Annotated in this window: 22 protein-coding genes; all 22 read right to left on the bottom strand. The window is 55.5% G+C overall.

Annotation, left to right across the window (positions count from 1 at the left end; genetic code table 11):
• Window positions 1-3 precede the first annotated feature (3 nt).
• The 22 genes from PD282_RS13025 to PD282_RS12930 all read right to left on the bottom strand — a co-directional run bounded on the left by PD282_RS13025 (window position 4) and on the right by PD282_RS12930 (window position 20,217).
• A complete protein-coding gene (locus tag PD282_RS13025) occupies window positions 4-1,137 on the bottom strand; it encodes an acyl-CoA dehydrogenase family protein (protein ID WP_274651107.1) in 1,134 nt (377 codons plus the stop codon).
• Between the two features lie 84 nt (window positions 1,138-1,221).
• Window positions 1,222-2,811 carry an AMP-binding protein gene (locus tag PD282_RS13020; RefSeq protein ID WP_274651106.1) on the bottom strand — a complete coding sequence of 530 codons (1,590 nt, stop codon included), beginning with the start codon at window positions 2,809-2,811 and terminating at the stop codon, window positions 1,222-1,224.
• Window positions 2,808-4,154: a 3-phosphoshikimate 1-carboxyvinyltransferase gene (aroA, locus tag PD282_RS13015; RefSeq protein ID WP_274651105.1), complete on the bottom strand. Its 1,347-nt coding sequence runs from the start codon at window positions 4,152-4,154 to the stop codon at window positions 2,808-2,810. Before aroA ends, PD282_RS13020 begins: the two co-directional genes overlap by 4 nt.
• 381 nt (window positions 4,155-4,535) lie before the next feature.
• Complete coding sequence (locus tag PD282_RS13010) at window positions 4,536-5,150, bottom strand: histidine phosphatase family protein (protein ID WP_274651104.1); 615 nt, start codon at window positions 5,148-5,150, stop codon at window positions 4,536-4,538.
• Between the two features lie 70 nt (window positions 5,151-5,220).
• Entirely contained in the window at window positions 5,221-5,883 is a 663-nt protein-coding gene (locus PD282_RS13005; protein ID WP_274651103.1) for a 4'-phosphopantetheinyl transferase family protein, read from the bottom strand.
• Between the two features lie 61 nt (window positions 5,884-5,944).
• Window positions 5,945-6,745 carry a flavin-containing monooxygenase gene (locus PD282_RS13000; protein ID WP_274651102.1) on the bottom strand — a complete coding sequence of 267 codons (801 nt, stop codon included), beginning with the start codon at window positions 6,743-6,745 and terminating at the stop codon, window positions 5,945-5,947.
• 317 nt (window positions 6,746-7,062) lie between these two features.
• Window positions 7,063-7,569, bottom strand: coding sequence for an AMP-binding protein (locus PD282_RS12995; RefSeq protein WP_274651101.1), 507 nt, complete (start codon window positions 7,567-7,569; stop codon window positions 7,063-7,065).
• A complete protein-coding gene (locus PD282_RS12990) occupies window positions 7,472-7,801 on the bottom strand; it encodes an AMP-binding protein (protein WP_274651100.1) in 330 nt (109 codons plus the stop codon). Before PD282_RS12990 ends, PD282_RS12995 begins: the two co-directional genes overlap by 98 nt.
• The gene (locus tag PD282_RS12985) at window positions 7,794-8,027 is read right to left on the bottom strand and encodes a phosphopantetheine-binding protein (RefSeq protein WP_274651099.1); all 234 of its coding nucleotides are present in this window, start codon (window positions 8,025-8,027) and stop codon (window positions 7,794-7,796) included. Before PD282_RS12985 ends, PD282_RS12990 begins: the two co-directional genes overlap by 8 nt.
• Entirely contained in the window at window positions 8,008-8,310 is a 303-nt protein-coding gene (locus PD282_RS12980; RefSeq protein WP_274651098.1) for an iron-sulfur cluster assembly scaffold protein, read from the bottom strand. Before PD282_RS12980 ends, PD282_RS12985 begins: the two co-directional genes overlap by 20 nt.
• Before the next feature lie 9 nt (window positions 8,311-8,319).
• A complete protein-coding gene (locus tag PD282_RS12975; protein WP_274651097.1) occupies window positions 8,320-8,811 on the bottom strand; it encodes a LuxE/PaaK family acyltransferase in 492 nt (163 codons plus the stop codon).
• The gene (locus PD282_RS12970; protein ID WP_274655197.1) at window positions 8,808-9,233 is read right to left on the bottom strand and encodes a hypothetical protein; all 426 of its coding nucleotides are present in this window, start codon (window positions 9,231-9,233) and stop codon (window positions 8,808-8,810) included. Before PD282_RS12970 ends, PD282_RS12975 begins: the two co-directional genes overlap by 4 nt.
• 247 nt (window positions 9,234-9,480) lie before the next feature.
• Window positions 9,481-9,957, bottom strand: a complete 477-nt coding sequence (locus tag PD282_RS12965) for a MarR family winged helix-turn-helix transcriptional regulator (protein WP_274651096.1) — start codon at window positions 9,955-9,957, stop codon at window positions 9,481-9,483.
• A gap of 309 nt (window positions 9,958-10,266) precedes the next feature.
• Entirely contained in the window at window positions 10,267-12,786 is a 2,520-nt protein-coding gene (locus tag PD282_RS12960; protein ID WP_274651095.1) for a glucuronyl esterase domain-containing protein, read from the bottom strand.
• 367 nt (window positions 12,787-13,153) lie between these two features.
• The gene (locus PD282_RS12955; RefSeq protein ID WP_274651094.1) at window positions 13,154-14,104 is read right to left on the bottom strand and encodes a helix-turn-helix transcriptional regulator; all 951 of its coding nucleotides are present in this window, start codon (window positions 14,102-14,104) and stop codon (window positions 13,154-13,156) included.
• 304 nt (window positions 14,105-14,408) lie between these two features.
• A complete protein-coding gene (locus tag PD282_RS12950; RefSeq protein WP_274651093.1) occupies window positions 14,409-14,870 on the bottom strand; it encodes a hypothetical protein in 462 nt (153 codons plus the stop codon).
• Window positions 14,871-15,160: 290 nt separating this feature from the next.
• Complete coding sequence (locus PD282_RS12945; protein WP_274651092.1) at window positions 15,161-16,681, bottom strand: MDR family MFS transporter; 1,521 nt, start codon at window positions 16,679-16,681, stop codon at window positions 15,161-15,163.
• Window positions 16,682-16,917: 236 nt separating this feature from the next.
• Complete coding sequence (locus PD282_RS27365; RefSeq protein ID WP_338045187.1) at window positions 16,918-17,169, bottom strand: aldo/keto reductase; 252 nt, start codon at window positions 17,167-17,169, stop codon at window positions 16,918-16,920.
• Window positions 17,170-17,177: 8 nt separating this feature from the next.
• Window positions 17,178-17,603, bottom strand: coding sequence for an aldo/keto reductase (locus PD282_RS27360; protein ID WP_338045186.1), 426 nt, complete (start codon window positions 17,601-17,603; stop codon window positions 17,178-17,180).
• Window positions 17,536-17,745, bottom strand: a complete 210-nt coding sequence (locus tag PD282_RS27355; protein ID WP_338045185.1) for an aldo/keto reductase — start codon at window positions 17,743-17,745, stop codon at window positions 17,536-17,538. The genes PD282_RS27360 and PD282_RS27355 overlap by 68 nt, the downstream gene beginning before the upstream one ends.
• 394 nt (window positions 17,746-18,139) lie before the next feature.
• Complete coding sequence (locus tag PD282_RS12935; protein WP_274651091.1) at window positions 18,140-19,162, bottom strand: zinc-dependent alcohol dehydrogenase; 1,023 nt, start codon at window positions 19,160-19,162, stop codon at window positions 18,140-18,142.
• 188 nt (window positions 19,163-19,350) lie between these two features.
• Window positions 19,351-20,217 carry an aldo/keto reductase gene (locus PD282_RS12930; protein ID WP_274651090.1) on the bottom strand — a complete coding sequence of 289 codons (867 nt, stop codon included), beginning with the start codon at window positions 20,215-20,217 and terminating at the stop codon, window positions 19,351-19,353.
• Window positions 20,218-20,391 lie beyond the last annotated feature (174 nt).

Raw genomic sequence — 20,391 nt, 5'->3', positions numbered from 1 at the left:
GCCTCACTCTCCCGCCAAAATATGCTTGGCGATAACGGCCTTCTGGATCTCGGCCGTGCCCTCCTCGAACTTTTGAGCGCGGGCGTCGCGGTAAATGCGTTCGATCTCGTTGCCTTTGAAATAGCCGATGCCGCCCCAAATCTGCTGCGCTTTGTCGGTCACGCGCTGCAGCATTTCCAGCGCGTACAGCTTCGCCATCGACGCCGGCGGCGGCGTCAAGGCGTTCTCGTCCTTCAGCCGTCCCGCGTACATGACGAGCTGCCGGGCCGCCTCGATGTCGGTCGCCATCTCGGCAATCCAGGTTTGCACCACCTGGCGCTGGCTCAGCGGCTTGCCGAACGTCACGCGCTCGCGGCTGCGCTCGACCGCCAGGTCAAACGCGCGCTGCGCCAAGCCGACGCAGGTCATGCCGACGCACACCCGGCTCGGATCGAGAAACCCGTTCAGCGCCCCGGCCAGCCCCTGTCCGACCTCGCCCAAGAGGTTGGCCGCCGGCACGCGGGCATCCTTCATGATGATGCGGGCGTGACCCGTGCCCGTCAGGCCGAGCGTCGGAGGCATGACCTCGATCTCGACGCCGTCCGTCTGTCTCGGAACGAGCAGCGCCATGGTGCCCTCATAGCCGCGCGTACCTTCCATCCGCGCGTACAGCATCAGGTAATCCGCGGTATCCCCGAAGGTGATCAGCCATTTCTCCCCGTTCAATATGTATTCGTCGCCCTGCTTGCGCGCGGACGTCTGGATATCGGCTCCGGAGCCGGCATACGGCTCGGTCAGGGCGAAAGCCGCCGTAATCTCGCCGCGGACCAGCGGCTTGACGAACCGCTCCCGCTGCTCGGCATTCGCCAGGAAATCGATCGGCCGCCAAATACCGTTCATGACGTGAACAATCATCCGCAGGGAGCCGTGAGATTGGGAAAACAGCTCCAAGAGCTGCAGGTATTGGGTAAAGCTAAGCCCGCAGCCGCCGTATTCCGCCGGTGCCGCGAGCCGCAGATAGCCGCGTTCCCTCAGCTCCGCCCAAATATCCGGGCCGCATTCTCCGGTTTCCTCAATCCGTACGGAAAGCTCACGCAGCCGGCCGTTTACGTAGGCTTTGACTTCCTCTTTCAAATGTTGAAATGCAGCGTCATTCATTCCGATTCTCCTCACTGGTTTGATTTTGGCTCCCGTACAGCAGAAAGGACCGGACGCAAATCGCGCCCGGTTTGTGCCCCGGCTTTACTCGGCGGCTTTCAGCTTGTCCGCGATCATTTGTCTGAGCACATATTTTTGAATTTTCCCCGTGGTTGTGCGCGGCATCTCCGGTATGAGCTCCAGCCGTTCGGGCCAGTAAATTTTGGTGACGCCTTTGCCCTCGAGATAAGCGGTCAGATCCTCGAGCGCGATGCCGCGGCCGGGATCGTTCAATGCGACGTAAGCGCAAATCCGCTCGTTGAGCCGCGGATCGGGCATGCCGACAATGGCGACATCGCGCAGCCCTTCCATTTGGTAGAGCAGGTTCTCGATCTCGGCCACGGGAATTTTGACGCCGCCCCGGTTGATGACGTCCTTGACCCGGCCCGTCAGATGGAGATTGCCCTCTTCGTCAATGATCGCAAGATCTCCGGTATTAAAATAGCCGTCCGGATCGACAGCCGCTTCGTACCATTCCGGATGGTCCAGATAAGCGGTGAACATCGCCGGCGTTTTCACCTTGAACAATCCTTCCTGGCCGGGCGGGAGCGTGCGGCCCTGCTCGTCCGTGATCTTCATTTCCCTGCCCGCGATGACTTGTCCGTCCGAGTTCCAGGACGCTTCGGTGTAGTTCTTCACCGAGCCGACGCTGATCATGCAGCTTTCGGTCGAGCCCCAGCCGCCCGCAACCTTGCAGTTCAGCCGCTCGCTCGCCTCCTGCGCGAGCTTGCGGGGAACCGGCGCGCCCGTCGCGATGAAGACTTTCAACCCTTGCGGCGGATTCTCTTCACGGGTCAGATCGGCCAGGAACGGCATCGCCGCCTGAACGAACGTCGCGCCATACTTCTCTATCGCCACGCGCGCTTTGGACACGTCCCACTCCGCCTGGCATACCTGGGTGGCGCCTACGTACATCGCCATGATCATACCGTACAGGAATCCCGTCTGATGCGCCATCGGCGACGGAATCCAAAGCGTGTCTTCCGCGCTCAGCCCGAGTCCTTCCGCATGCGCGAGGACGCCGTGGCTGAGCGTGCCGTGCGTATGAATGACGCCCTTCGGCTCGCCGGTCGTTCCCGACGTAAACAGCAGCTGAGCCGGAGAATCCGCGCCGGGACGCCTCCGCTCAAGCTCCGCTTCATCCGGATCCTGCGCGGCGAGACCGCCCAGACAGCGCGTCAAATCCTTGGGATCCCGGTCGCTAATCGTAATGAGATGCTCCAGTCCCGTCAATTGCGGGCGGATGCTCTCGATCATCGGCCCGTATTCAAACTTGCGGTACGAGGCCGGAATGATCAGCACCCGGCTGCGCGACTTGTTCATAATGAACGGAATTTCCCGTTCCCTTAAGGCAGGGAGCATCGGACAGGCGACGGCTCCGATTTTCCATATCGCCAGCGTCAAGGCGACGAATTCCCAGCTGTTCGGGAGCATATAAGCGACGCTCTCACCGGGCTGTACGCCGCGTTCGATCAAGCCTGCCGCCGCGCGGCACGCCAGATCGTTCAGCTCTCCGTTGCTCATGACAATCGGAGAGGAAAGGCTCAGATCGACGACCGCATCTTTTTGAGGATCGGCATCGGCGAACCGGTTAAGAATCAACCGGCCGCCGTCAAGGTGATGGGATGCGATCATACGCTGACAACCTCCTCTGCGCGCAGCTCTTTCGGAGCGGCAGCCGGATCATCCGGAGCCGCCTGGATGCCGAGAAGCGCCAGATGCTCGAAAAATTCCGGATAGGAGATGCGGTAAGCGTTCGGGAAGGTCAGCTCGCTGCCCTCGCCCGCAGCCCGCAGCGAAGCGAGCGTGAACGCCATTTGCACCCGGTGATCGTTGTACGTGGAAATCGAAGCGCTGTTCAGGCTGCCGACCCCTTCGATAATCAGGTCGTCGCCGATTTCACGAATGTTCGCCCCCATTTTATTCAGCTGCAGCATCGCTTTTACGCGGTTGGACTCTTTCATCCGCCCCGGGCCGATATTTTTAAGCACGGTCGTCCCCCGGGACACCGCCGCGAGCACGGATAACGCCGGAATCAGATCCGGAATATGGCGCATGTCGATTTCGCCGATGCTGACCGGCTGAACATCCGGCCGCTGGATGCGCACGCTGTTGTTCCCGCCGTCATAAGCAAGCGGCACGCCGAACCTTTCAATAATATCTAGTATTTTCCCTTCGGGATGGGTTCCGCTTCCTTCCAGCCCTTGCAGCACAATGTCTGCCGGGAACAGCGCCGCGAGTACGAGCAAAAATGCGGCCGAGGATAAGTCCGGTTCGATATGGATCTCTGCGGGCTGGTATTTTTGCCCCGCTGGCACTCTCCAGCGGGTGCCGCTCGGATCCGTTTCGACGTGGATGCCAAACTTTTTCTGCATATCAATCGTCAGTTGGACGTATGTAAGTTCGTTATGCGGCGGCAGGGCCTCGATGATCGTATCCTTCTCGGCGAACGGGGCAAGGATGAGAAGGCCCGATATCCACTGGCTCAGCGTCCCCGGAATTTGAATGAGGCCGCCTTTCGGCCTGCCGGGTTCAATGGTAACCGGCATTTTGAAATCGGCTGCCGACCACCGGACCCCCATGGAGCCGAGCGCCTTGAGCAGCGGGCCGATCGGCCGTTCCCGAAGCGCTTTATGGCCGTTATATACGGGAGCTATGCTTTGCGACAGGCTTCCAAGACCGAGCATGAACTGCAGCGTGGAGCCCGAGCTGCCGACCCGGATTTTACCGTTCGCAGGCTTGTACGCGCCTCCCCGCACCCGATATCCGAATTCGTTCGGGGTGACGGCAATGCCGAAATCTTTGAGAGAATTAAGCGTATCCCGGATATGAAGCGCTCCTGATTTCCCGTGTATGACGGTTTCGCCTTCCGCAAGCGATCCAAAGATTAAAGCCCTGTGCAGATGATACTTGGATGGTGGAACTGCAACAGCTCCAGTAATCGATCCGTTATGGGGGTAAACTTTCAATCTTTTCAACGACCTCACTCCTTGTCTGGTTTATTTTTGCAGGCGGGCAAACCTGGCGTCGGCGCCAAGCTCGTTTCGATTTCTCCCGAAGCCGTTCCCACATGCCGGATCGTTCCGCGGCCAATCGCTGCTGTTGAATGGCGCAGAGCAAAATTTGCGAACTGCCTGTCACACTGCATTCTCTCATAAATGATTATACTACCCAAAATGGCTTTCATAGAACAGGCTGTCCAAAAAAATGACCCAAATTGCACAATTTTTCACAATGATTTTCATATTTGGATCCACATTATCCAATTTATGTATGGTTTTTCAGGGGCTATACTCCCGGATTCCCCCGCTGTACCAAAAAACCAGCCCCTTAAAAGGCTGGTTCATCCGTTTGCATTCCTAAATCGGGTCTTCAGGTTTCAGATGCCCGACGGAAGCAAACGCCGCGATTTTACATGCATTCCGATCATAATGTAGCGTTGTAACGGAGCACTCGGGGATCAGGCTGCTTTGGGCTTCAATGAAGCTCGGATGCCATAGATTAAGCTGGTCTTCGGACACGGCATGCACCAGAAAATCCGTGATAAGCCCTCCGTGGGTAACGATGACGATGCTGCTCCCGGATCCGTATTTCACAGCCAGCTCCGACAGCACCAGGGCTAAACGTTCGCCGGCCTGCTTCGCGGAATCGCCGACCGGCGGCATATAATCGGGATCCCGGGTGCTGCGTTCCCACATTTCAACAAATTCCTCGAACGATTGTTCCGGCAAATCCCCCCAATTCGCGCGTTCACGCAGGCGATGATCCACTTCCAAACCGGATTTTGCGGAACGTGCGATATATTCGGCGGTTTCTTTCGCTCTGCGAAGCGGGCTTGTCACGATAAGGCTGACCGGGAGCCTGCTGAAATGACACGCTGTCTTTCGGGCCTGCCATCGGCCGGCAGAGGTTATCGATACATCTCCGATCGCCTTTTCTTTCTCGGCATGCCGGACCAAATAAAATGTCGCCATGTTCGGAACCACCTAGTACCTGGTAATTAGATGATAGTCTAATGTATGATATCACACGAACGGTATGCCTTCAATCTTGAGTTGACCGATTTAATGTTATGTAAACGATCGAGCTCGCTTTAACTTCTCGTGCCGTTCGCCGCTTCCGCATCGAGACGGCCGAATTTTGGATGCCAAAATTAATGCAATCCCGCAGCGGAATCAGCTTCGTCCGCTCCGGAAGCTTCGGGGATGCACTGCATACCGAGAGACGGTATGCCGAATCGAAATCGATCAATTTCAAATCATACGCTTTGCCGCAATGAACGTGCTTCCAACAGCCTCCTCCGATCTGATAGGGGTCTACCCCCGTCAGCGGATACTGCAGGCCCACGCCCAGCGCCTTGACGAAGCTCTCTTTGAGCACCCAGCGGCTGCATACATATTCCTCCCGCCCAGGGGTAAACGACCACTCCCGCCGTTCCCGGCCGGTCAGCATCAGGGGAACGAGCCCGTTCAGCTTCTCGTCTACTCTTTCGACGTCGATCCCGACCGGCGCATAACCAAAGGCCGCCACCATCCAATCCCCCGAATGAGATACGTTAAAATGCGGTAGTCCCGGATGGAGCAACGGTTTGCCTAACGCATTATACCGGTAGGAAATCTCGCCCCTTTTCAGCCCATAGGCCCGAATGAATACGTAATCCAGCAGCAGCTCGGCCGCCGCAAGACGCATTCGCTGTTCCGGCCGCAAGCAGGCTTGCGCCCTGATTCTCCGCTGCACGTTTAAATGAGGATAGCACAATTGCCAGTCGTTATCCGCCGATTTCGGACATAACCTGGTGGCCCACAGTTGGATCAAACGAGTCACCCGGCCTTGAGAGAAAGTTTACGATTGCCTGCGCCTCGCGGTGCACCCAGCCGATTAACGCAGAGCCGCGCGTTGTTTGCCAGGGAAGGCCGACGAAAGCAAGACCCGGCACGGAAGCGATTCCTCGATCGTGGATCATTTGACCTCTTGCGTCCCGGATGCCCGGAATATCGATCCAGTTGTAATCGGAACGGAAGCCTGTTCCCCAAACGATCGCGCGCACTTCGGACGACGATCCGTCTTCGAAATGGACCGTTCGTCCTTCCGCTCGAACGGCTTTCGGGACGACAACAACCTCGCCCTCCGCAATCGCTTTCTTCAGCTCAAATCCGTACAGCGGGTCGCGTTTTGCTTTCAGCTTTCGGCCTAATCGGCTGTCCGGAGTCCGTTCGAACAGCCGGATCAGGTCGTACCACCAAAACAAGCTGCGGCCGAGCAGCCGTCTCGGCAAATAACTGCTCGGAACGCTGACGGACAAGCGGACGCGCTCCTTTCGGGACAGCTCATACGCGATTTGAACGCCGGAATTGCCTCCGCCGACCACCAATATTTCCCCGTTGCCGTCCGGCAGGTCCTGCGGATTCCGGTAGCGGTTTGTATGAACCTGCGTGACATCCGGATCCAGCTGCGAGGCGAACGAAGGGATATGGGGCCGTTGGAACGGACCCGTCGCCACCACGACCCGTTTCGCTCGAATCGCACCTTGGTTGGTCTTCGCAACGAACTCCCGTCCCTGCAGCGACAATCGGCTTACCCGCGTGCCGGTCTGTACGGGGAGCTGGAATCGGGACCGTTATTGTTCCAAGTAGTCCGCAAATTCATCTTTGCCCGGATATCCCCAAGGATCCCCGGTCAGCGGAAGTCCGGGCAGCGAGCTGTAAAGCCTCGGCGTAAAAAGCGTCAAGGAGTCGTAACGATTCCGCCAGACGTCCCCAACCCGACCCGATCGTTCCAGGGATCGGGAAGTTGGAGGACCGGTCCTTCATATAATAGCCCGTTGAGAGGCCCGCCTGTCCGCCGCCGATGATCAAAATGTCAACATCGCGCACTTCCATCCCCCTCTTAACAGAAGCATGTAAATTTCGAATCCCCATTCTCGATGCCGAGCAGCAGAGCCATCAGCTGTTTGCCGATCAGCCCCATATCGTGAAATACGGGCAGCCAGCTTAAGATTTTCGAATCTTGATCCAGCTGGAAATATTTCGCCAGCAGCGTCAGGTTGTGCAAAAGGTTGCTGTGCGTGACCATGACGCCTTTCGGATTGCCTGTCGACCCCGATGTATACTGCAGGAAAGCGAGATTTTCCCCTTTACACGACGGTCTGTAGTGTGTATCGGTAATCGTAAGCGTGTCCGTTGCGATCCACCGGAGATTAGACAGATGAACGAGATGATTCCGGTTGTTGGCCATATCGCGCAGTATGCTGCTCGTCGCCAACGCCACGGTCGCTCCGGAATCCTTGACAATCGCTTCAAAGACGCGGAGACGGCCGGCGAAGATGCGGCGGGAACGCCGGTATGGCGATGACGCCGGCGTACAAGCATCCCATAAATCCGGCAATGAAGTCATTTCCTTGCGGGTACAGCAGAATGGCCGATTCCGGCCGCCGGCCCGATTCAAGCAGAGCCATCGCGATCTCAGCCGCCCGCCGGTCGAGTTCGGCAGCCGTCATGCTTTCGCTCTGGCTTTCCCCGTCCGCGAGGTACGTATACAGCACCGTATCCGGGGAGTCGAGCGCGCGGTACCTCAGCAAATCGACCAGATTGTTTTGAAGCAATTTGTCCATTACCAGCTCAGCCATGACGCTCCCCTTCCGCCAGAAGGTGCATGACGAATACGGCAAGCGTCCGGACGGATTGGAAATGCGGCCGCAGCTGATTCAATTTTGTCCGGTCGATTTTCACGCCGAAACGCTCCTGAATGCCGCCGGCAATATAAAACGCTTCGACGGACTCCAGCCCAAGCCCCTCGCCGAATAACGGCGCGTCATCGGCAATATCGTCCGGTTCAACGCCTCTCAGCTCCAAATTGCGAATAATAATGTCCCGTTTTAAAATGCGGCGTTTGCCGTATTTCCGTCAAGGACCGGCCCTTCACGTATTCGCTGAAAATACTCGCGGTCGCGATCGACGCTGCGCATCCGTACGCTTTGTATTTCACATCCGCTGCAATATCTCCGTCGAAAAGCACCTGCATATGGATCGTGTCGCCACATATCGGATTCCCGATACGGACCGTCTCGTCGGACGTTTCCAGCTCGCCGATGTTGCGCGGATTCATGAAGTGTTCGGCAATCGTCGGATTATACATCGATCGAATTCACCTTCTTTGGCTTGAAAATGGATGCCATACGATCGGGCATTCCATGACGGAGCCGTCTTTGTCCGACATATATTTCTCCAAGTTAATCGCGCAGCAGCCGATTTCCGCGCCCTTGATGCGGTACATGTAATTCACAATTTGACCGTTGCGGCCGCAGCCGCAAGGCTCTTTGCTCAAATACACCAGATCGTCGGTCACGATAAAGCCCGGATAAGCTAAGGATAGCGGATCGTTTACGACAAGCAGCCCCGGCTCGCCCGGCGCCACCTCACGCGACGGATTGTCCAGATCTCTTACGGAAAAATGCACCCATGGCGGAACGTGCTTGGCATGCCGGTCGCATTCAATCGCCATGAAGTTCGTCTCGACAAGCCCGTACATGTCCCGGATTTGATCTTCGCTTATGCCAAATACGCGCGTGACGAGCTCCCTGAACGATTCCGGAACGATTTCCCGGCCGGTGAAGCTGCGCCAGCCGCCGAGCGTCACGATATGGGTTCTGCGTCAAGCTTCAGCTCGATCCCTTTCTCCTCGATTTCCTTCACGAGCCGTTCCACCAGAAAAGGAGGTCCGATCAGGTGACGCGTATGCGCATGCTGCCAAGCTTGAAGCTGCGCAACGACCGCTTCCGGATCGAGCTTTGCGTCGTGCACGAAAAACCGGGTTGAATCGAGCAGGCCGGAAAACATGTTGATCAGCTTCACTAGTCCCATCTCCGGCATATCTTCGGCAGAGGGCGACAGAAAAACGGCCGCACCGCCGAATAAACCGAACAGTTCCCGGAGCATCGCATAGATGCTGAATACGCTTCGCGTTACCGTTCGGTCGTCCCGGCGCGAAATGCTTGGAATGCCGCTCGTCCCCGTGCTGCGCAGCTCGTGCTCCAGCTCATGGATCGGCTTCGTAAGCAGCAGATGGGAGTTTACCTCTTTAAATTTGCGAATCGAGATGGCCGGAATGTTCGCCGCATCCCGGATGGAGTTGATGTCATCCGGCGTTAAACAATTTTTTTAAAATATCTTTAACTTTTTGCCGGAAAATCAGCGTAAATAAAAAAAGAAAGTTAAATATTATTATATATTAAACTATTATTTTGGCGCGTTTTTATTAGATATCTAACTATATGGTGATGAAAGCCCGCCTTCAAGCGGGCAACGGTTATTTTCCCTCGGCCTGATCTTCGTTTCGAATGACGGCGACAGGGCTAAAATTAGCATCTAATTTCTTCATCCACATGCGCATCATCGCCACTTCTTCTTGACTAAACCCGGTCCGGAGTACCCGTTCCCCTTTCTCTACGATGTCGAGACAGGGATCCTTGAGCTCGAAGCCTTTCTCCGTCAGGAAGATTCGGTTGATTCGCGAGTCCGCAGCATCCTGCTTCCTGATAATGAGCCCTTTGTTCTCAAGCCCCCGCAGCAGGAACGTCATTGATGCCGGCTGTATGCCTAACACCCGAACCATTTCCTTCTGCGTCAAGCCTTCCTTTTCCCACAACATGATAAGCACACCGAGCTGGGAGTTGGTTATTCCATGACGCTCGAGCTGCTGGTCGAGGTAATTGCAAATGTTCCGGTAATTTTTCTTCAGCCAAAATCCGATCCAGCCGTGTAAGATGTTATCGACCTCGATCACCCCCTTTAAGTCGTTATCGGTATGCCAGGCGCCGCAGCTTCTTCGAGAAATACCAGGTCCATGCGGCCGTGTAACAAATGACGCAGCCGTAAAACCTCGGTTTGGGATCGGTTGGATTGATCGGACACGATTGTTTCATCGAGCGTTCCCCCTTCCTTTTTTCATTTAGATATCTAACAATAGTATTATGCAAACCGCCGGAAATGATCAAGGAATGCCGCCTATTTTAACACTTTTTTTAGTTTAAGACTTAAACAAGAAAAGGAACCGGCTGGAAAACCGGTTCCTTCCATTATCCAAGAAAGAAGTTTACTTGGATGCGTTCTTGTCCAGATCAAATACGTATGGCTTGACGTTGACGTTGCCTGCCGCATCCTTCAGCCGGACCAGAATGAGCTGACCGCCGTTCTTGACCGCCTGATCGAAGCCGATGGTAACTTTCGTGTTGTTGTCGCTCCAATTCACGGTGTAATGTTCGGCAAAGTCCGTACCGAAGCCGAAGTTTTGCGGATCCATCGGATTGGCGAAGCCGATCGTGACGCTCGTCGTGTTCCCTTTAATCTTCTCATGGTCGGGATTAAAGGTCACTGCGCCGAGATTGGTCGTCGGCCATGGGAGCGTCTCCGGTCTTGCGCCGGTATCCGTGTTCTTGTTCGGGTAATCCGGCCAGTCGGGGCTCGGGCCGATCTTGACGTTCGTCGACGGCCAGGACGGCGGCAAAATCGTCTTCGCGCGGTTCAAATCGTACGAGAATTGGAACGTGAAGCCCGGCAGCGATTCCAGCTTCACGCCTTCGAGACGAACGACCCGGTTCGTGCCGGGAGCGTACGTAACCGGGAAGCCCGGCACGTCTTCCTGGAAGAACGCGTGCTGGTTCGAGCCGTCGGCGTCGGCGCTCGTATAGCCGGTATTAATCGAAGCGCCATACTTCAGAATCCAACCCGGCTCCTGCGCTTCGTTGACGCTTGCCGGAACCGGCACGTCGTTCGCGAAAATTTTCATCGAATTCGGGTCGACTTTGCTCGTGAACCCGAATATCCAGCGTTGATCGCCGGTATCGTCGCCCGTAATGCTCGTGCGCAAAATGCCGGTCAGATCGTAGCTCTGCAGGTAAACCGAATTGGCGTCCTTATCGTTGCCGATCGTGGTCAGCGTGTATCGGCCTGCCGTGACCTGATCAGCCTTCAGCTTAAAGGTGGCGACGCCGTTGGCGACGTTCGCGGTGTATACGCCCGAGCCGGTATTCAGCTGTACTTTCTTGGCGTTGGAGTACGCCTTGATCGTGGCGGGATAACCCGCCGTCACCATTTCGTTCGTGGTATAAAGCGTATATTTGTTCGGCCGGGACCATTGAATATACGAGCTGTCCACTTCGAACGGATATGAAGACATCGCCCACACGCTGTTGACCGTTTTCGCCGGACGAATCGGCGGGTTGACGTTCACGCCAAGCGTGTCGGGTCCCTCGACCTTCATCGGATCGCCGTATTTTCCGCCATGGAACTCGCGGTCCATGATCGCGAGCATGTAGGCGTGGTCGCGGTCCTGGAAGGCGTGCGCGCCGTCATGGACGCGGATGCCGATGTTGCCGCCCACCCCTAGGAAGTCGTAAACTTCTTTGCCCGCAACCGTTGCCAGCTCGGCGCCCGGCGAACCGAGCCAGTCGAAGCCCTCGCCGGTGAAGGTGAGGATCGGGCGAGGCGCGACCAGCGCCGCGAGAGCGTCCGAATCAAACGGCAGCTTGTCCAGGTTGAAGCGGAATTCCTCCGCCTTGACATCCAGCCAATGCGCTTCGCTGGGCGACAGCAGGTTCGTCGGCTTCTCGTTGCGGAAGAAGCTGCGGTTCATGTTCGAGTTGCTGTAGTCGGCGTTCGGCGAACCGGCTGTGGCGTCGGGCACGTTGTAATTGTAAATCCGGCCCTCCGACGTGTAACGCATGGATGTAATGCCGCCCTGACCGGGATCCACCGGAACGACAATGCTGATGCGCTGATCGAACGCGCCCGCCAGCGCGGCGGCCTTGCCGTTGCGGGAAACGCCGGTGACGACCGAGCGTGCCGGGTCGATCAGCCCTTTATACGCCCCGTTCTCGAGCGCGTCGATCGTCCGCGAAATCCCCCACGCCCAGGCCATCAGCGCGCCGGAGTTGTACTCGTACGAATCCTTGTTAAACGGATACAGCGTGGTGTACAGGCCGCTGCGGCTCGCATCGTCGCTGTAGATCGGGCGTGTCGGGTTGTTCATCACCGCATAGCCGCGCTGCAGGAAAGCGTTGCGCATATTCGCGGAAACGCCGCCGCCAACCCCGATGACGAACGGATATGGAGGCGCGATGTTCGTTTCGCCGGGCTGCAAATCGGCAGCCGCTACTCCCGGTTTGTAGGTCGGGACATAGATACCGGTCACGCTGTAGCTGCCGGAAGTACCGTTATCCGGATTTTTTACCGAAACCGTTAGCGTTCCGTTATTCGTTCCCATATCACCAGAGTAGGAAACGTCCTCCTTGGGAGTCTTCTCCTGATAACCGTAATAATAATATTGCAGCAGATCGGCGAGCTCGGAGCGGCGTTCGGGCCACTGTTCCTTGGTCGTGACATACCCGTTCGTGCCCTTCGCCGGATCCAGAAACTGAAACAGGTTGGGCAGCCCTTCGGAGCTCGGCAGTTTGCCGATATCGGTGGGGAAATATTCCCGGCCCGCAGGCGGCTGAGCGTTGGACGGCCCCTGATTGGACGGATAATAATAGTTCGTCGCAAAAGCGGCTTGCGCCATCGAGAACGTCAATGCTGCGCCCAAGACGGCACTCAAGATTTTCTTCTTGCCTCTCATTCAGCTTCCTCCTGTTCTTGTTAGCGGACATTTGCAAAAAACCAGCAGTCGAAAAATCGTCTTCCCCTTTTCACTGAACATCCCAATCGAACCAAGCCCGGTTATCCGTTTACTTAACCACCTCCTCGTCTCTGAGCGGAATGCGGGGCATTCCTCGTGCTTTAATGTAGCATTCGCCGTCCCGTTCTTAAATTAACATTAATTGAACGGTTAACCCTTGTGTAAACTCAGTCGCCCGGTCGATTAACTTGTTTTAAGATCGGTTAACTCCAATTAACATTTGATCGATCCCATCGAAAAACGGTCTCAATCGAACGGAATCAGCTTCCTTGTCAGCCGTCGGTTTAGTGCGCTTGGCACCGCTGTATCATTCGGTATGCTTCAGATTCTGTCTGTAGGAGCCGGGCGTGATGCCTTCCATTCGCTTGAAAGCCCTTGTCAGCACGATATTGTTGGCATAGCCGACCTTGGCCGCGATTTCCTGGACGGTAAGATTTTGTTCAAGCAGCCGTTTGGCGTGTTTCATGCGGGTTTTCATAATAAAGTCCGTTATATTTTCGCCGCTGTATTTTTTGAAAAACGATGAGATATAAACCGGGCTTAACCCCATTGCCTCGGAAATCATCGACAAGCTTAATTTGTTATCGCCGTAATGCTCCTCGATGAAGCGGATGATCGCTTGAACCATCCGTTCATTGCGGTCGGTCCGCTCCCCTCTCATGAACGAGCATGCCTTGATATACATCGCTTTCGTCCTGGCATAGAGTATTTCTGCGGTTGCCGCCTCGGTTAACATCGAAACCGGATCGGGGTCCAGGGGGAAAATGTCCCTGAAATCAACATGAGCCGAATCGAGAAGCTTCAACAGGGTACACTGCAGATCGAGAAAAAACCATTTGACCATGACAGGCGCCAACCGGCCGCTTTCTAGATTTTGATGACATAAAAGATCCAGCACTCGTTCCGTATGAACCCGATCGCCGTTCTTCACCCTATCGGCCAGCTGTGCCAGAAGGTCGGGCGGAAGGCGGTAGCAGTCTCCGCTGAACGAAACGGCTTCCTCGTCACGCCCGACAGTCTCGCCTTCCTGCGGGAATTTGCCTCCGGCGACGGACTCGGGAGCCTCCTGGATGACCCGCTTCAACTGATCACTGCGGTTCGCCGGCATGCAGTCCGCAGTATTTCCGGGCAACGGCGGAAGGGTGCTGCCGTCCGGTGAAGACTCGTCCTGCTTGTTCTCTTTGCGGATAAAATTGACCAGCTTCATCAGGTGCGCATAATGACGGCCGCTCAGGATACTCCTGTATCTGCTGTTCATCGCACATGCACGGCAGCGATACGAAATGTCCGTTGAGCTGCGACTGTATGCAATCTTAACGTTTCGGGTCTGCCGTCTCCCATTTTTCCGGTAACATCCGGGTCCATCGTGATCCCCCTTTGATTTCTCTTGTTCTCCACTTGGTTATGTCGTTCGCTGCATCCTGCCTCCTTAAGCACGGGCAAAACGCCCCGATCAAGCTGCTGCTTTCGAATCGGGACATCTGCGATATATTGTATACGAAAACGCTTTCAATATAAATGAAAAAATATCCATCTATGGATTCGATTGTGAGTAAGACCCGTCATTTCCCGCTTTTGATAGCGGCCTTGAAATAATTCGCGCCGGAAGCCGGATCTCCGGCCATTCTGCGGATAACGAGCAATTGGCCGATATGGGTCATGGCATCCGAAAGCGGGCCCTGCACCACCTTTTCGATCGTCTCGCGGCTCTGTGTCAATCCCGCCGGCACTGCTTGATCCAGTTTCTCGATAATGCGGTAAAAACGGGCCGTTTCCTCTTCCCATGTCCCCGTTTCGCCTCGGTCATGAAGCTCGCCGGTCATGGCGGTATGGGCGGATTGCAGGACGTTCGCCATATGGGCGACCAGTACGACGGGCGTACGAACGCCATTACCTGCCTCAAAGCCCGGATACTCTTCGTTCACCCCGGCAATCGCGATGTCGAACCGGAATTTTAGCGTGGCCAGCACATGACGCAGCAAATCCTCCGCTCCGATGGACTTTTGGGCACCATTCATTTCCATCAAGCTCAACCTCCTGCTGATTGCAATTACGGGTCCGGCAGTCCGATTACCTGTCGGCAGTACCGTCAATTTCAAACTTATTGAGGATCCATTTTCTTCATCAATATACCGCACGTCTTTTTGGATTGTCAAATCCAAAATTCTTTCCTGTTTTCGGCTTCGAGACGTACGATGAAATGCTGGCAATCGACGAAATAAGGAGTGATCGTTCAAGTATAACGCTGCGGCACTTTGAGCGGATGACCGCCCGGCGGCCGGCTTTTCCGGCCGGCCCGGGCAGTCCATCCCGTTTATCCGCGCAGCGTTCCCGGCTCTGCGGACGCGGCGGGCTCCTCCTCCCTCTTGACGAGCACGCCTTTGTTCAAAAACCAGCAGAGGACGAAGGCGATGATGACAAAGATGAGCGAAATATAAAAAATGTTCCGGAACGACTCCGCGAAAATGGTCTGAATGTCGGCCACCAGACCGCCGGCCAACCCCTGCGGAATACCGCCGGTCGCAATATTGTCCGCGGTGCCGGCCGGCAGCCTGTCCGCCATGGCGGCCACGCCCTCCTTGATATGCCGCGCCAGCAAGCTGCCGAAGACGCTCAGCCCGATCGTCGCGCCTAGCGATTGGAACAGCTGGACGGTACCGAGCGCAACGCCGCTCGTTTCTTTGGCGACCGATTCCTGCACGATCAGATTGTCGCCGCCGAACAATGCCCCGAGACCGAGACCGAGGACGAAGAAGGAAATGACGATGTAGAGCACTGTCGTCGAAACGCTGATTTGGGACAGCAGCATCATGCCGAAGACCGGCAGGATAAAACATACGATAAACAAATTGCGATAAGAAATTTTTGTAATGAGAAAGCCGTTTACGATACTGGAAGGGATGGCGCCCGCCATGAACGCGAGCGTCAGATAACCGGCTGCCGTCGGCGTAAGCCCCATTACGTTTTGGGCAAAAAACGGGAATGTCGCGATGCCGCCCATGAGGCCGAGCATCAAAATGAAGACGAGCATGGACAGAACAACGACATTGCGGTTGCGGAACAGGTGAAGCGGAATAATCGGCTCCTCCGCACGCGATTCGATCCGGATAAACAGACCGATCAGCAGAACGAACAATGTCAGCAGGCCGATAATAACCGGCGACGACCACGAAAGCCCCCGGTTATCGACCAGCACCGGCGCGAGCAGCAGCGACAGCAGCGACAGCACCAGCGTTCCCGCGCCGATCCAATCGATGCTGCGCTTGCCTTCGCCGCGCGATTCCCGCATGCCGGCGGACAGCACCGCGGCAGCCGTCAGACCGATCGGGATGTTAATCAGGAACACCCAGTGCCAATTGACATGGGAAACCATGTAACCGCCCACCGTCGGGCCAAGCAGCTGCGGTAAAATCATCAGCGGCCCGAACAGACTTTGGATTTTGGCCCGCTGCTCCAGCGGATACGTTTCGCCGATAATGACGAGCGCCAGCGGCATGAGCCCGCCCGCCCCGATCCCCTGAATGCCCCTGCCGACGAGCAGCATAATCATCGAAGGCGCCAGGCCGCTTACGATCGAGCCTGCGATGAACAGGCCCATACAGCTTAAATAGACGCGCTTGCGGCCGTACAAATCCGCCAGCTTCCCGAGAATGGGCATAAACATCGTAACGGCGAGCATGTAGACGCCCGCGACCCACCCGTACAGCGACAAGCCGTGAAGCTCGCGGATAATCGTCGGCATCGCCGTGGATACAACCGTTTCGTCCAGCTCGGCAAAAATAAGACCGATCAGCAGGCCGGTCAGCACCAGCGCTTTATTGTTTGATCTTTCCATCTCGTTACCTCTTTCAAATCTTTATATTTTTCATGCGATGCGGCCAGCTTCGCCCCGCTTGGCAAAGCTTACCGTCCCATTATGAACGGAAGATGAACGGAAGAATTCTATTACATAGAGGAATGAGGTCAACGGAATGAATTTCTTCGGAGTTGAATTCAGAAAGTGAAATGCGACACAGGACAGTGCCGCATCTCATGAGCTAGAAATATTTTTTGAAGTAAAAGATTCTGCAACTAAAGAGTTCCAAGAGCATCGACTGAAACTTCAAAATCTCCTACGAATTGACTGGCTATGCTATCGATCTTGATCAGATCTTCACGGTTTAATTTAACCTTCAAAGCGCCGATATTCTCCATTAATCTTATTTCTTTGCTTGTACCCGGAATGGGGACAATATCTTTCCCTTGAAGAAGTACCCAGGCAAGAGCAACTTGAGCAGATGTTACCTGATTTTCTCGTGCAATGTGTTCAATCTCAGCGATCAAATCGAGATTTATTTTGAAATGATCACTTGAAATCGTGTGAAGTGCCGCCTGATATCATGTTCATCCAAGTCCTCGTAACGTTTTATAGCTCCGGTTAAAAAACCCATTCCTAGCGGACTATAGGCCACAAGGCCTAATCCCAGTTCCCGTACTGTAGGCAGCGCTTGTTCAGCTTCGCGGCTCCATAAGGAATATTCGGCTTGTAGAGCCGTAATCGGATGGATTTTATTTGCTCTGATCAATGCTTCTGTCCCGATATTTGAAAGACCTATATGACGGACTTTTCCTTTTTTTACAAGCTCGCTCGTGGCACCTACTGTTTCTTCAATTGGAACATGAGCGTCTGGCATATGCTGATAATATAAATCAACATAATCTGTACCAAGTCTTCGTATCGTTTGACCCTTCGACACCATACGTATCAGCAGTATCAAACAATTTTATTCCTAAATCCATTGCCTTATGGATCGTTTGAATGGATTGTTTTTCATCAGCCGCACCATTAAAGTCGGACATCCCCATGCAGCCAAGACCCATTGCAGACACTTCCAGTTGACCTAACCATCGCTTTTCCATAGAATGGATCTCCTTGGATTATGTTCTGCTCCGCGGAAGCAATAACAAAAATATAGTGGAAATTTTCAAAAATGAATAGACTTTTTCTTTCCGATGATTTATTCTGATGATAAGGTGCGCCCCTTTGAACGATGGTTAATAGTTTCCTTTAAATAAGCAGTCAATCAAGGTTTTCTTTCTTCCCCTTGGTTGACTGTTTTTATTTGAACTTCATTTTACACGGAGACAATTACAGGAGTACGATCGGTTGTCCGGGCCGATAAGCGTCTGGCGGATGAACCCAATTTCCATCCCGGGACAGAAAGCATGATTTCCAAATCCGCCAGAAAAAAAGAAAAAAGCCGCAACCAAGCGGCTTTCTCATCCGGTTTATGAAGTCACACCAGCCAAACTTTCAATCGTTAACCATCACCATTTTGATCGCGGATCCGCGGTCGGCCTGCAGTTCCTTCATCGCTTCCGCGAACCGTTCGAGGCCGAACGTGTGGGTGACCAGCGTTTCGCCGTCGACCGCGCCCGATTTCAGCAGCTCGATGCTTTTCGGGAAAAATAGCGCGGGGGTCGCATGCGAAGCTCTCAGCTGCAGCTTCTTGAAATGAAATTCGTTCGCATCGAATGCGATATTCGCGCCGGCGCCGTATTCGATGCCGATAAAGCCGATGACGCCTCCCGTTCGCGCCGCCTTGAACGACGACGGGATCGTGGAAGGCGGAGCGGTCACGAGCACGCGGTCTACTCCGCCGCGGTCGAACGGATAGGATTCGAGCGGCGTCTTGTCGGTATAAATGATTTCGTCCGCCCCGAAGGCAAGCGCCGCCTCGATCCGTTTTATGGAGTGGGAACGGGCAGCCGCGTAAATTTTGCGCGCGCCGCGCAGCTTCGCCAGCCTCAGCGCCATCAGGCCGATCGGCCCGAGGCCGAGCACAAGCACGTCGTCGCCCATGCGGATGTCGACCGTCTCCGTCAGATCGACCGCGACCCCGAGCGGCTCCACCAGCGAAGCGACCGCGAAGGAAAGCCCTTCGAACGGTACGACAACCTCTTTGGGGACGACGATATACTCACCGAATCCCATGGAGAAGCTGCGCCCCCAGAAGCTTGGTCCTTTGTTGCACAGGTCGTACCGGCCGTCCCGGCACCAGTCGCAGGTCCGGCAAAACGTGCTCGTCTCCAGCGTAACGGAGCTGCCGACCTCGACGTGCCGGACACGCGCTCCCTTTTGCACCACGATACCCGATATTTCATGGCCGATCGGTTCCCAATCGGAAGCTGCCGTTTTGGCGCTCGTCATATCCGTGCCGCATATGCCGCATGCTTTCACGCGAATCAATACCTCATCCTCGCCGACCTCCCCAAGCTCGCCTTCGCGCAGCTCGAATTGAAAAGGCGCTTTGACATACCAAGCCTTCGTTTTCATCCCGTTCCTCCCGTGAATAACGCCTTATGTCATTTTTAAACAGATTAGATTATAAGCCATTTACCGGATTCATACGAGCGCTTACAAAAACTGCATCAGGTCTCAGCCATCATGATCCGTCATTTCGGTGACGCCCGCAACAAAACAAAGCCGCCTTTCGCAAGGCGGCTTGGCAGAACGGCTTCGGGTCAAGCCGTGGCTTGAGCGGCGATGCCGCCCAGTTCGGCTGCGTCCTCGGCGGTCAGCTTCACGTTGGACGCGCCGGCGCAGTTGACGATGTTGACCGCTTTGCTCGCACCGGGAATCGGCAGGATGACCGGCGACAATTGCAGCAGCCAGGCGATGGCGATTTGCTGCGGCGAAGCGTTATGCTTGCCGGCAATCCGCGAAAGCGTCTCGTTGCTGCCGATGCCGCCCGCGTTGCTCATCCCGTTGAGCGGGCTGTACGGCAGGAAGGCGATGCCGAGCTCTTCGCAGCGCTTCATGACGTCCATGGAGGAATGGTCGAACAGGTTCATCCGGTTTTGGACGCTCGCAACGTTGACGATTTTGCGCGCCTCCTCCAGCTGAGCAACCGAGACGTTCGACAGCCCCACATGGACGACCTTCCCTTCCCGCTGCAATTCCGCGACCGCTCCGACGGACTCGGCGAAAGGCACCTTCGGATCCGGGCGGTGAAACTGATACAGCGTAATCGCTTCGACGCCGAGCGAACGCAGGCTGTCCTCGCACGCTTCACGCAGATGCTCGGGGCGGCCGTCGGTATCCCAGCGGCCGTCCGGCCGGATATGCCCGCCTTTTGTCGCTACGATCGCGTCGGGGCGGTTTTTCAGCGCTTTGGCCAGCAGGCGCTCGTTATGGCCGTTTTCGGTCGAATTCAGGCAGTAAGCGTCGGCGGTATCGAACAGCGTGATCCCCTGCTCCAGGGCGGCATGAATCGTTTTGATGCCATCTTCCTCCGGCGGGCGGCTGTTCAGTGACAGCGGCATGCAGCCCATCCCGATTTCGCCGACGGACAAACCCGTCGGACCCAGTTTGCGCACAGGCATAGTCATTATAATATCCTCCTTGAGAGAAACGTGTTGTCGCCGGACATGCAGCGAAAGGTACCCTATCAATTATAGCAGTCGGCCAACCCCGCCAATAGTACTGAAATCGAGTTCATTAACTTACTTCGATGTTACGGTCCTTGAGCCAGGGCGTGCCCGTCCAAAAATTTCCGGCTCCAA

It is taken from the genome of Paenibacillus humicola, assembly GCF_028826105.1.
Lineage (GTDB): Bacteria > Bacillota > Bacilli > Paenibacillales > Paenibacillaceae > Paenibacillus_Z > Paenibacillus_Z humicola.
The sequence above is the reverse complement of the archived record's forward strand: the minus strand, read 5'-3'. Positions and strand labels throughout refer to the sequence as shown.